This is a genomic window from Streptomyces sp. NPDC005576, from assembly GCF_042871745.1.
Taxonomy (GTDB): Bacteria; Actinomycetota; Actinomycetes; order Streptomycetales; family Streptomycetaceae; genus Streptomyces.
Window position 1 is genome coordinate 1 of sequence record NZ_JBIAJC010000028.1, and the last position, 12059, is coordinate 12059.

A 12059-nucleotide genomic window follows, 5' to 3' on the forward strand; every position below is an offset into this window, starting at 1 on the left:
GGAACAACCTCCACAACTCGTCCGGCACCAACCGCTCAACGATCCCCACCATGACTCACAGAATACCGAGTTCGCCCAAATGAGATGACCTCTAAGGCGGGTGTCCGAGCCAGGGCTGTCATAGAAGATCTTGGACACGTGTACGGAGCCGGCTGCCTGTGCGGGAGCGGGCAGGGCCAGGGGACCGGCGGCGGCCGTCTCGATCGTTGCGGCGGCCATGGTGCAGGTAGGGAACATGTGCATCCCTCCTGATCAGAGCCGGGCAACCCCCCGGTGCGGGCCCGGCAGACGATCACCTTACGAACCGGTCGGCACCCGCCGCTGACCGTGTTACAGAACCGGGATCGAAGCGGCACAGCCCGCGGTGTGAGGTGATCGGCCCGGGTGGCACCGCAGCCGACGACCGAGGCGACGGGAAGGCCGCGCAGCTGCCGGGGCAGACCCGTGGGCAGAACGCGGAGGGCGAGGAAGCCGGAGTCAGTCGAGATCGCCGGCTTCGACGAGGTGGGCCATGAAGGCGGCCGCGATGCGGGGGCGGGTGGCGTCCGGGACGGGCGTGTCGGGGAGGTCGTCCTCCACGCCCCATGCGGTGTTGAACACCATGGCCATGCCCGCGGGGACCGCGTTGTTGCGCAGCCAGAGGGCGAAGGTGGCGGCGGAGCGGGCGGTGGCGTCCTTGACGGTGACGCCCTCGGGCGAGAGCAGGGCCATGCCTTCCAGCAGTTCGTCGTCGAGGGTGATCTCGAAGTCCATCGACGTCCCGGTGACGGGGCCGTGGGTGCCCTCGTCGATACGGATGAACGCGTCGGGTTCGCGTCGGCGCAGGATGGCTTCCAGGCCCGGGAAGGTCAGGTTCCAGGTCTGTCCGTCGGGCGGGATGAAGATGTACATGGTGCGCAGTTCGGCGAGCTCGTCCGGTTCCATGGATCCTGGTGTGCTCTCTGTGCGGGGTGTCAGGGGACGTAGGGGGCGGTGCCCTTGACGCCGTAGGCGGCCATCATGATGCGCCAGTACTAAACGGAATCCTGGTTGTTGGTGACGGTCTCGACTCCCCGCATCTCCTTGTTCCTGGGGTCGTTGAGCGCGGCCGCGTACTTGGCGAGCTCGGTGCGGTCGGAGGCATAGAAGAAGTCCTTCTTCCCGGTGGCGTGGTTGGTGCGGAGCTCTTCCAGGGAGCGGTAGCAGCGCTGGTTGGGTTTGTTGACGTACTTCACTTCGACGGCCATGCCGTCGGTACTGCGGAAGCCGTCCACCATCAGGGTGCTGTTCGCGCTGAGTCCGGGCGGTACGCGGACTTCCTACTCCGGGTAGCCGGCGACCCGTTTCTGGTAGCCGATCTCAGCGGACCTGCCCCCGGAGACATCTCCTTCGCGCAGGGAGTCCAGCCAGGTCTGGAAGTGGTGCTGCTGGCCAGAGGTGAGGGGCGGGAAGCGCGGATCGGGCGGGGTGGCCGGAGCGATCGGCTGGACGCGGGGCCCGTTCGGGGGCCGGTAGACCACCGGTGTAGACCACCGGTACCAGGGTGGGGACCCGGATCAGGGGTGCCAGGAACGGCGGGAGCCCGGGCAGGAGACCACCGTTGTTGTCCGGTTGGGGCATCGGGACCCGGGACTTCGAGCTGTCCAGGGCGGGCGGGATCTTGTCCAGGGACGCGATCCGCGGGCCCCGCGATGAGTTCGTTCAGGCCGCCGTCGCTGCCGTTGCCGCCGAACCGGGGCTGCTCCCACGGCCAGAGGAACTCGCCGACTCCCAACGCCCGCGCGGACGCCCTGCGGCGCGGCCAGCAGCGAAATCGCGGATGAGAAGCGTGCTGCTGCCCGCCCCCAGGAACCGGGCCTCACCCGCTGCTACTGGTAAACCCGGTACGCCACGGGCCCCGGGGATCACCCCCGGGGCCCGTTTCCCGACGTCGCGCCGCGCTGCGCCCGGTGCAGGGGTTCAGTAAGGCGACCCGCAGCGGGACCCTGGCAGCAGCCCGGATGCGGGCGAGCCAGGTGTGGTCGGGGACCAGGATGTCGAGCTTCTCCGGCTATCGGGTGAGCGCGTGCGGGTCGGGGCAGACGACGGCTGCCAGGGTGTGCCCCTGCGCGCTCCCCCGGGGGCCGGGCGTGGACCAGCAGGCCGCTGCCGTAGCGGGGTTCTGCTCCCCGTACGCGATCGCCTTGCCGGAGGCGGAGCGGATGAGCCGGGTGAAGGCGTCCCAGGCCGCGAGGTCGAACCCGGTGCGCTGGAAGAATCCCGTCAGCCGCTGCATCTCGGCCTGCCGTCCTGAAGATCGGTCTGGCGGTCCAGGGCCCGCTGCTCGGCGGCCCGGCGGCGTCGGGCGGCGGCCGCTCGACTGGTCGACCGGTACGGTCAGTACCCTCCCGGATCGGGCCAGTTCGATCTCGAACGCCGAGTCGAGTGCGCATTCCACGGCTGTCGGTGTAAAGCGTTCCAGGCTCAGCTGTTCCGCCGGGACGAGCGCCTCGACCGGCGTCGGCGCGTGGCAGGGTCACGTGTTGGCCGAGGACGGATCACCGCCCCCTCCCCGGGCCAGGAGCTCGGCGAAGGAGGCCACCGTCGGGGCCTTGAACAGGCTCGGGACGGTCACGGCGACGCCGAGCGCGCCACGGATCCGGGCCACGAGGCGGATGGCGTCGAAGGAGTTGCCGCCCAGGCGGAAGAAGTCGTCGTGGATCCCCATGCCAGGGGCGGCGAGCGCGTCGGCGAACAGGGAGCACAGCAGTGCCTCGGTCGTGTCCCGTGGTGCGGCGGGCCCCCCGGTCGGCCGGCGCCGGGGCTCCGGCAGTGCCGCCCGGTCGAGCTTGCCGTTGGCCGTCAAGGGCAGTTCGTCCACGATCACGAAGTGGTCCGGCATCATCTGGGGCGGGAGCCGGAGCTGCGCCTCCCGCCGCACGTCCTCCACGTACAGGTCCACAGAAGACCAGCCCGCTCTTCGGTGCGCCGGTGCGGCGCCCTCCGCGCCACCGGGTGTGGGCCGCCCGCCGCGGACCGCGTAGACGGTGACCAAACCGGTCTCCGAGAGCATGGCCAGCCCGTCGATGTCGACCTGGTACCCCCGCGCCTCCAGATGGCCACGGATCCAGTCGATCCGGCCCGGTACGTTGTGCACTTCGATGACCAGCTGGCAGACCAGGCGCCAGTGCTCCTCACGGAGCCCGAGCAGCACCTCGCGTTCGCTCTTCTCCGCATCGATCTTGAGCAGGTCGATCCGCTCCACACCGGACTCATCGATGACGTCCGACAGCGTGCGCAGCTCGCATGCCACGTCGGTGTGCCGGAGCCGCTCGGTGAGCAGACTGTCGAGGTCATCCGCGCCGTCCTGCGGCAGGGCCCCCCGCTCTGGCTGCTCGTTGCGGATGAATGCCTCCAGTACACCGCGCTCCTCGGCGGGATCGCCGAATCGTCCCGACATGATCGAAAGCTGCGGGTAGTAGGTGAACGAGGCCGTGCCCGCGTCTTCGGCGAGCCCGCAGGGGTACAGCCTGGCGTCGACTCCATGGAGCCGGGTGTTGGATTCGAGCATGCGGAACAGCTGGGGGATCGGCTCGAACGAATGGATCACGCTGCCCGGGCGGGAGCGGGCCACCGCGAGCGAGAAGAACCCGATGTGTGCGCCGACGTCGAAGACGCATGCCCCGGTTTCGGGCAGCACGATCCCGTGCCGCAGGTACTCGCCCTGCTCGAAGATCTCGCGGTACAGGAAGTTCGCCTCCGCCTGGTTGGGCGCGACGACGGCCATGCCGTTCGGCAGGGTCCGCAGGTCGCTCCGGTCGAGAAGCCCGGCCTTCTCGAGGCGGCACAGGTTGCGCAGCACGGCGGCCTCGGCGGAGTCGGGTACGAGGTAGGCCGTCATCCGCGTCTCCCCAGCCTCGTCGGGCCTTGCCAGCACCACGGCCTCGGCGACCGCCGTGTGCCGGACCAGCGTCGCTTCGATCTCCCCGAGCTCGATGCGCACGCCTCCCACCTTTACCTGGTGGTCGTTGCGGCCCAGGTAGTGCAGGACCCCGTCGGTGTCCAGCCGGGCGAGGTCCCCCGTCCGGTACATCCGGCTGCCTGCGGGACCGTGGGGGTCGGGGATGAAGCGGTCCGCCGTCAGCCCCGGCCGGTTGACGTATCCCCGGGCCAACTGGACGCCCGCGATGTGGAGCTCGCCGACGGCCCCGGGCGGGACGTGGTCGAGCTGCTCGTCCAGAACGTACAGCCGGGTGTTCCACGCCGGCATGCCGATCGGCACCGGGCCGGGCGGGTCGCCCGGGCCGCACCGCCAGTAGGACACGTCCACCGCTGCTTCGGTGGGTCCGTAGAGGTTGTGCAGTTCGGCGTCCAGGACGCGGAAGGACCATGAGCGCAGGTCGGCCGAAAGCGCCTCGCCGCTCACGAACACCCTGCGCAGTTGATCGCAGCGGGCCGCCGTCGGCTCCTCGAGGAAGAGGCGCAGCATGGACGGGACGAAGTGCACGGTGGTGATGTGCTCCGTCCGGATCAGCTCGGCGATCCGGGCGGGATCGCGGTGGTCGTCGGGGCCGGCCAGGACGAGGCGGGCGCCGACGCACAGCGGCCAGAAGAACTCCCACACCGACACGTCGAATCCGGCGGGCGTCTTCTGCAGGACGCGGTCGTCGGGGCCGAGCGGGTACTCGGCCTGCATCCAGCGCAGGCGGTTGACGATGGCCTCGTGGGACACGGCCACCCCCTTGGGCCGGCCGGTGGATCCCGAGGTGTAGATGACGTAGGCGGTGTTCGACGGGTGAGGCGGGGGCCACTCCGTCCCGTCGGCCGCCGGCCCTTCCTGTTCCGACATCCGCCGGACGTCCTTGCCGTCCAGCGTCAGTACGGGCTGTGCGTCCTCGGTCATCTCTCGTATCCGCTCGGCGGGCAGCAGCGGATCGATGGGGAGGTATGCGGCGCCGGTCCTGTGCACTGCGTAGAGGGCGACCAGCAGCTCCACGGATCGCGGCACGGCGACCGCCACGATCGTGTCGGGTCCCACCCCCTTGGCCGCGAGCAGCCGCGCCAGCCGCCCGGCCTTGGCGTCCAGTTCGGCGTACGTGAGCGATGCATCGGCGCAGACGAGTGCGACGGCGTCAGGCGTACGGGCCGCCTGGGCCGCGAACAGATCGGGCAGGGTCTCTGCCGCCATGCCGTGAGCCACTGTGTCGCTCATGACGTCACTTCCCATCATTGTCGAACTGGGCGTCGGACCGGGGACGGCACCGACGAGGCCGGGGGGGCAGGGCCGGAGAGCGGATCGGCCGGGTTGCGCTGCCGGAGGCGGACATCTTCGGGTGCGGCTTCACCGGGGCGCAGCGCAGTGCCCGGCCCCTACGGAGGCCGACCCGGGCCGCTTCCGCGGCCCCCTCCTCGTCAGCCGGTGAGCTCCGCCGCCCGCACCGGGAGGTCGTAGGTGCGCCTGATACTGGAACCGCTCCTGCGGAGGTCGGCTCCGTACACGTGGATGGACACGCTGGTGTGGTCGGCTGCGTTGCGGACCTCGTGGATGTCCCCCGGCGGAAGGAGGAAGTCCACGGCGCCGGCCTCGTGCACGGTGGCCTCGACGGGGACCAGGTGGGCCCGGTCTCCGTCCGCCGCCAGGCGGTAGTGGATTTCCTCCTCGGCCCCGAGGTGGATGCCGGTCACGCACCAGGCGAGATGGTCGTGTATGGCGGTCCGCTGCCCCGGCATCCACACCAGTGCGACGATCGAGAACGAGCCGTCGGGCTCCGCGTGGAGGACGTGCTGCCGGTAGGACCGCCGGTCCGGCTCCAGCTGTTCCGGCGTCAGCAGTCCTTCGCCCCCGAGGTGGGGGGCGACGGCCCTCGCGACGCCGCGGGCGGTGTGCGCGGGGTTGTCGGCGCCCCCCGTGCGCACCGCCGCTCGGATGTCGGTGACAAGCGGGGCCAACGGCGGCGGGGCGGTCCTGCTCTCGGTGTGTCCGTTCACGCAGATCGTCCTTTCTCACGGTCGGCTACGGTTGGGTCGCAGCGGCCGGGCTGACGGGCGCCTCGCGCAGCGCCTCGATGTACCCGGCCAGCGACTCGACGGTCGGAGCGTCGACGAGGGCGCGCACCGGGATGTCCAGTCGGAATTCGGCCCGCAGCCGGCTCGCGACCGTCAGCAGGGAGAAGGAGTCCCCGCCGGCCTCGAAGAAGTTGGTCCGCACATCCACCTCGGCGAGCCCGAGCACTTCCGTCCAGGCGGCCGCGACGGTGCGCTCCGTCTTGGTGCCTGGCGGCGTGACGGCTGCCAGCAGCACCGGAACCGGCTCGGGCCGGGGCAGCTGCCCGCGGTCCACCTTGCCGGTCGGGGAGAGCGGCATGGTGTTGAGCCACGTAAACACGGCCGGCTGCATGACGATGGGCAGCTTCGGGGCGAGGTGGGCACGGAGCGCGGCCTCGTCGAGTCCGCTGTCCGGGGTCCTGACCACGTGGGCGACCAGCCGCTGGTCGGGCTCCAGGGTTACCACGGCGTTCGCCACCTCCGGGTGGCCACGCAGCACCGATTCGATCTCCTCCAGTTCGACCCGCACGCCGCGGATCTTGACCTGGCTGTCGACGCGGCCCAGGAATTCGATCTCCCCGTTGGGCAGGCGGCGCACCAGGTCGCCCGTGCGGTAGAGGCGGCGGCCGGGGCGGGTCGGGTCGGGAGCGAACCGGTCGGCGGTCAGGGCGGGCTGGTTGCGGTAGCCGCGGGCGACTCCGTCACCGCCGATCCAGAGCTCGCCGGGCACGCCGATGGGCTGGATGTTCCCCCAGCGGTCGACCACCGCGCAGGAGGCGTTGGCGATCAACTCGCCCAGAGGCATGGAGCTGCGCTCCAGCGGCTCGTCGCCCATCCGGCCGACGAGGGCGGCGCCGGCGGTCTCCGTCGGCCCGTACTCGTTCCAGATCTCGCACTCGGCGGAGACGACCGCGCGGGTCCGCGCCACGAGGTCGGCGTCCAGGTTCTCACCGCCCATGGACACGTGCCGCAGCGTCGGCATGGCGATGTCGGCATCGGTGATGGCGCGCATCTGGGTCGGCGTCAGGTACAGCATGTGGATCGACTTGTCGTTGATGAACCGGGCGGTGGCCCGGCCGTCGGCCTTGACCTCGCGCGGGAGCATGACCAGGCAGGCGCCTGCGGTCAGCGCGTGGAACATCTGCTCGACGGACCAGTCGAAGTGGTACGAGAGGTTGTGCGCCACCCGGGTGCCGGGGCCGATCGGACGGGTGTCCTGGGCCCACTGGATCCAAGGGGTGATCGCGGTGTGCGGGAGGCCGACGCCCTTGGGCCGGCCGGTAGTTCCGGACGTGTACATCAGGTACACCAGCTGCGAGGGGTGCAGGGCGGCTCCGGGGGCGCCGCCCTGCGAGCCGTCCTGCGCGGTGGCCACGACGTCCACGCTGTCCAGGACCGGCGTCGGGAGCTGGTCGCGCAGCTGCGGTGTGAGGACCAAAATCTTCATCCCGCTGTCCGCGACGACGTACGACATACGGTCGGCGGGGGAGAGCGGATCGATCGGCACGTAGGCGGCACCGGACTTCAGGATGCCGAGGATGCCGACGATAAGGTCGACCGACGGCTCCGCGCACAGGCCGACCAGGTCGTCGGTGCCGATGCCGCGTGCCGTCAGCTCTTCGGCCAGGCGGGTGGCCCTGCCGTCGAGTTCGCGGTAGGTGACGCACCCGTCGCCGCTCTCGACCGCGTCCGCGTCGGGGGTCCTGAGCGCCTGCTCCTCGAACAGGCGGTGCAGGAAGAGATCCGTGCAGTAGGGGCCGCACTCGGCGGTGGACCACTTCTCGAGCCGGCGGCGCTCCTCCTCGGGGAGGATGGTGAGCTCGGAGAGGCGCTTGCCGGGGGCGGCGACGGCGTCGGCCGCGAGCACGGCCAGGTGGTCGAGGATGCGCCAGGCTTTTTCCTCGACGAAAAGGTCGGTGTTGTAGTCGACCGCGAGGCGGTAGGTGAATTCGGTCTCGACGACCCTGAACACGAGGTCGAACTTGACCGCCTTGAGGTTCAGGCCGAGTTCGACGTCGTTGACGGTGATCCCGGCCAGGTCCGGGGCCGGGACCTCGTGCTGGTAGGCCAGCATGACGCGGAACGGGCCCTGCCGGGAGGAGCGGCCGGTCGACACCGCGTTGACCACCCGCTCGTAGGGGACGTCCTGGTGGGCGAAGTCCTCGGGCATACGGGACCGTACCCGGCCGAGCGCCTCTGCGAACGTCGGGTCGCCGGAGAGGTCGCTGCGGACCGCGAGGGTGTTGAGGAAGCACCCGAGCATGGACTCGAGCTCCGGCAGGTCGCGGTTGGCGCTGGGAATGCCGACCACGATGTCCGTCTGGCCGCTGTAACGGCTGAGCAGCACGTTGAGCAACGTGAACACGGTCATGAAGGGGGTGGCGTTGTGGTCCTTGGACAGCTCGCGAAGGCGACGCGACACCGCGCGGGGCAGCTCGATGTCCACCGACGCCCCGTGGCTCGTGGCGGTCTCGCGGGGCGGCAGGTCGGTCGGGAGGTCCAGCACGGGCAGCGGTCCGCGCAGCCGGTCCTTCCAGTAGTCCAGCTGGCGTTCGAGCGTGACCCCGGTGACCGTGCGCCGCTGCCATGCGGCGTAGTCGGCGTACTGTACCGGCGGCTTCGCGTCGGCCGGGGCCCGGCTGGCGGCGGCTTCGGCGTACAGCTCGAGCAGCTCGGCCATGGCGAGTTCGAAGGAGTACACGTCGGTGATGATGTGGTGCAGGTTGATGAGCAGGACGTGCCACTCCTTGTCCAGCCGGTAGAGCTCGACCCGGAGCAGGGGCCCCTGTTCCAGGTCGAACGGCCGCTGGGCGGATTCGAGGAGGAGACCGGCCAGGACCTGCTCCTGCTTCTCCTCCGGCTCGTCCCTGAGGTCGACGACGGTCAGCGGCAGTTCGGCGTCGGCGCGGATGACCTGCTCGGGGATGCCGTCGACCGCCTTGATGGTGGTGCGGAAGACCTCGTGCCGGTCGACCAGTGCCTGGACGGCCTGCTGCAGGGCAGCGGTGTCGAGCGGGCCCACGAGCTCGTTCGCCACCGGGATGTTGTAGCGGGAGCTGGGCCCTTGGATGTGCTCGTCGACCCACAGTCGCTGCTGGGTGAACGAGGTGGGCGCGTGGAAGACCTCGCCCGAGCGCCCTTCGAACGGTCGGATGGTCTGTGTCGCGCCGGGCTCCTCCTCCCGCATGGACTCGATGGCCGCGGTCAGCTCGGCGAGGGTCTGGGCCTCGAAGAGCGCACTGAGCGGAATCCGTATTCCCAGTTCCTGGCGCAATTGGCTGATTACTTTGGCACCCTGCAGCGAATTTCCCCCCAGGGCGAAGAAATTCGCGCCAGGACCAGATATCTCGGTGCGCAGGACAGCCGTCCACACATCCGAGACCACGTCCATCACGGACCGCTGCGACATGTCGTTCCACCTAATCCGTCAATCGTGAGCATGGTTGTTGCGAAGGGCTTCGGGTCAGGGACCGCCGTGCCGGGGAACGGCGGCGAGCCGCCCGGAGATCTCGGCGAGCACGGCCGGACGGGCGGAGTGCAGGAAGAAGTGGCCGCCGGGGAACATCCGCAGGTCGAAGCCGCCGGCCGTGAGTTCGCCCCAGCGCGGCATCGCCGCAGTGCCTGCTGGGTCGTCCTCGGTCCCTGCGAAGGCCGTGACCGGGCAGGTCAGCAGCGGTCCGTCGGTGAACCGGCAGGTCTCGACCACCGCCAGGTCCGCCCGGATCACCGGGAGCAGCAGGCGCATCAGTTCCGGGTCCGCCAGCACCTCCTCCGGTGTCGCAGCCCAGGAGCGCAGTTTCTTCACCAGCTCCTCCTCCGGCTCCGCGTGGTACTCGGTCTCCTCCCGGGCCTGGGGCGGCATGCACCCCGAGACGAACAGCCGGGTGGGCGAGCCGGCCTCCATCCGCTGAAGAGTGCGGGTGAGGCTCCAGGCGACCAGGCCGCCCATGCTGTGCCCGAAGAACGCGAACGGCCGGTTCAGGTGCGGGATGACCGCGGGCACCAAGGCGTTGAGCACATCGCCCATCCGGTCGAGCAGCGGCGCCCCCAGCTGGTCCTCCCTGCCAGGCAGCTGGACGGTCCACGGCTCGATGTCGGCGGGCAGGGCGGCGGCCCAGTCGCGGAACACCGAGGCGCCGCCGCCGGCGTACGGGAAGCAGAACAGCTGTGTGGCCGCATGCGGCCGGTCGGCGAGCGGCCTGACCATCACCCTCATCGGCCGGTCCCGTCCGCCATCTCCCGACGCAGGGCCAGCGGACGCATGTCGGTCCACACGTCGTCGATGTGCGCGAGGCAGGATTCCCTGGACCCCAGCTCGCCGGTCTCCCGCCAGCCGGCGGGCAGCTCGCGGCCCTGTGGCCAAACGGAGTACTGCTCCTCGGAGTTGACCACCACGACAAAGCCGTGGTCGCGCCGTCCATCCATGGGTGTTTCCTTTCAGTGGGTGGCGGGATACGGCTCAGGCGCTCGGCGCTCCGGGCCGGGAGGCGCGCAGGGCCCCCAGCCGACGGCGGCCGGCGGGTGCGGTCCGCGCCGCCCGCCGAGCCTGCGACAGCGGCTCCGCCAGGGCGTCCAGCGCAACCGCCGCGTCCTGGACGACCGTCCGCAGGACGGCGAGGAAGGACAACCGCACTTCCTCGGCCTCGACCTTCGCCAGCCGCCGGGTGTTGTAGTTCAGCCGCAGGACGAGCCGGTCGCCGTCCGGCTTGCCGAACAGGCAGAGGTCGAGCTGCGAGGTCTGCCGGGCTGGCGGCAGGAAGTCAGTGAACTGGAAGGAGGTCGAGAAGACGGGGTTACGGCCGGGCCGGGACGCGGCGTCGAGCTTCTCGAGCAGCGACGTGAACGGGTAGCGGCTGTTCGCGTAGGCGCCGATGCTCACGGCCCTGGTCCGGCGCACGACCTCCTCGAAGGGATCCCCGCCCGACATACGCACCCGGACGGAGAGCGGGTTGAGGAAGCAGCCGAACATGCCGTCCAGCTCCTTGGTGTCCCGCCCGGAGAACGGGACGCAGACCACGATGTCGTCGTCAGCGCTGATGCCGCGCAGCGCCACGGCGTAGGCGCTGAGCAGCAGGATGTGCAGTGTGACACGCAGCTTCCGGGCCAGGGCGGCCAGCCCTGATGCCGTGGCGGCCTCGACGCCGAACTCCAGCGTCTCGTTCACGACCTCCTCGGCGGGCGCGTCGTAGTCCCCGATGCGCAGGCGCGGCAGCGGGGCCGCCAGCTGGTCGAGCCAGTACGCCTCCACGGCCTTGCTCTGGTCGCTCGCCAGCCACTCCCGGCGGCCTCGTACGAACGCGTCGTAGGTGGTCGGGAGCGGGGGCAGTTCCGGTTCTCCGCCCGCGGCGAAGGCCTCGATGCAGAGCAGCAGCTCGCGTACGAAGATGCCCATGCTGGTGCCGTCCGCGACGATGTGGTGCACGTTCACGTAAAGGCACTGGTGGTCGTTGGCCAGCTTGAACACCTTGATCCGCACCGGCGGGGTGGCGAGATCCTCGAAGGGGGTCGCGCTCTCGGTCCGGATGCGCCGGTTCAGTTCGGCCGTCGGGTCGGCCGCACCAGTCAGGTCGACGAGCGGTACATCCGGCCGGAAATCGGGCAGGACACGCTGGCGCGGACCGTCGGGCGTATCCCGGAAGGAGAGCCTCAGCGCTTGGTGGCGTTCCACCAGAAGGGCTGCCGCGCGGCGCACGCCGGCGATGTCCACGGCCTCCTGCAGGTGGTGCCAGTACGGAAGGTTGGAGTCAGCCCTCCCGTCGTCCATCTGGTGCTGGAGCCACAGCCCCGTCTGGCCGTTCCACAGCTCGAGCCAGACCTGATCGTCCTCGAAATCGTGGGGATTTTCCACTTGGCCAGCCAATCTTCACGTCAACGGTTTGCAAGGGGCCTGGGCCGACGAACCCCGCCAAGGGAAACTTGCCATTTCTCCAGGGATTTTCTGCGACGCGGGCGCCGCCCAACAGATGGCCGACTCGATTTAAACGCCGCGGCCCATCCATTCTTTCGCCGTCCTTCATTCTGTCAAGATTCTGATTTACCGGAATTCACAAATCCGC

Annotated in this window: 10 protein-coding genes; all 10 read right to left on the reverse strand. The window is 70.1% G+C overall.

The window, feature by feature from the left end; genetic code table 11:
- Nucleotides 1–477: 477 nt before the first annotated feature.
- Entirely contained in the window at nt 478–924 is a 447-nt protein-coding gene (locus tag ACFYPN_RS32065; protein ID WP_389303191.1) for a hypothetical protein, read from the reverse strand.
- Nucleotides 925–1013: 89 nt separating this feature from the next.
- Nucleotides 1014–1256 carry a restriction endonuclease fold toxin-2 domain-containing protein gene (locus ACFYPN_RS32070; RefSeq protein WP_389303194.1) on the reverse strand — a complete coding sequence of 81 codons (243 nt, stop codon included), beginning with the start codon at nt 1254–1256 and terminating at the stop codon, nt 1014–1016.
- A 42-nt stretch (nt 1257–1298) separates the two neighbouring features.
- Entirely contained in the window at nt 1299–1499 is a 201-nt protein-coding gene (locus ACFYPN_RS32075; protein ID WP_389303196.1) for a hypothetical protein, read from the reverse strand.
- Nucleotides 1500–2029: 530 nt separating this feature from the next.
- Nucleotides 2030–2254: a hypothetical protein gene (locus tag ACFYPN_RS32080; RefSeq protein WP_358763832.1), complete on the reverse strand. Its 225-nt coding sequence runs from the start codon at nt 2252–2254 to the stop codon at nt 2030–2032.
- Between the two features lie 240 nt (nt 2255–2494).
- On the reverse strand, nt 2495–5170 hold the full coding sequence (locus tag ACFYPN_RS32085) for an amino acid adenylation domain-containing protein (RefSeq protein ID WP_389303199.1): 2676 nt from the start codon (nt 5168–5170) through the stop codon (nt 2495–2497).
- Between the two features lie 200 nt (nt 5171–5370).
- Nucleotides 5371–5946, reverse strand: a complete 576-nt coding sequence (locus tag ACFYPN_RS32090) for a hypothetical protein (protein WP_389303202.1) — start codon at nt 5944–5946, stop codon at nt 5371–5373.
- A gap of 25 nt (nt 5947–5971) precedes the next feature.
- Nucleotides 5972–9412, reverse strand: coding sequence for an amino acid adenylation domain-containing protein (locus ACFYPN_RS32095; protein ID WP_389303205.1), 3441 nt, complete (start codon nt 9410–9412; stop codon nt 5972–5974).
- A 54-nt stretch (nt 9413–9466) separates the two neighbouring features.
- Complete coding sequence (locus ACFYPN_RS32100) at nt 9467–10219, reverse strand: alpha/beta fold hydrolase (RefSeq protein ID WP_358763824.1); 753 nt, start codon at nt 10217–10219, stop codon at nt 9467–9469.
- Nucleotides 10216–10428 carry an MbtH family protein gene (locus tag ACFYPN_RS32105; protein ID WP_389303208.1) on the reverse strand — a complete coding sequence of 71 codons (213 nt, stop codon included), beginning with the start codon at nt 10426–10428 and terminating at the stop codon, nt 10216–10218. Before ACFYPN_RS32105 ends, ACFYPN_RS32100 begins: the two co-directional genes overlap by 4 nt.
- A 34-nt stretch (nt 10429–10462) precedes the next feature.
- Entirely contained in the window at nt 10463–11851 is a 1389-nt protein-coding gene (locus ACFYPN_RS32110) for a condensation domain-containing protein (protein ID WP_358763820.1), read from the reverse strand.
- Nucleotides 11852–12059: the final 208 nt, after the last annotated feature.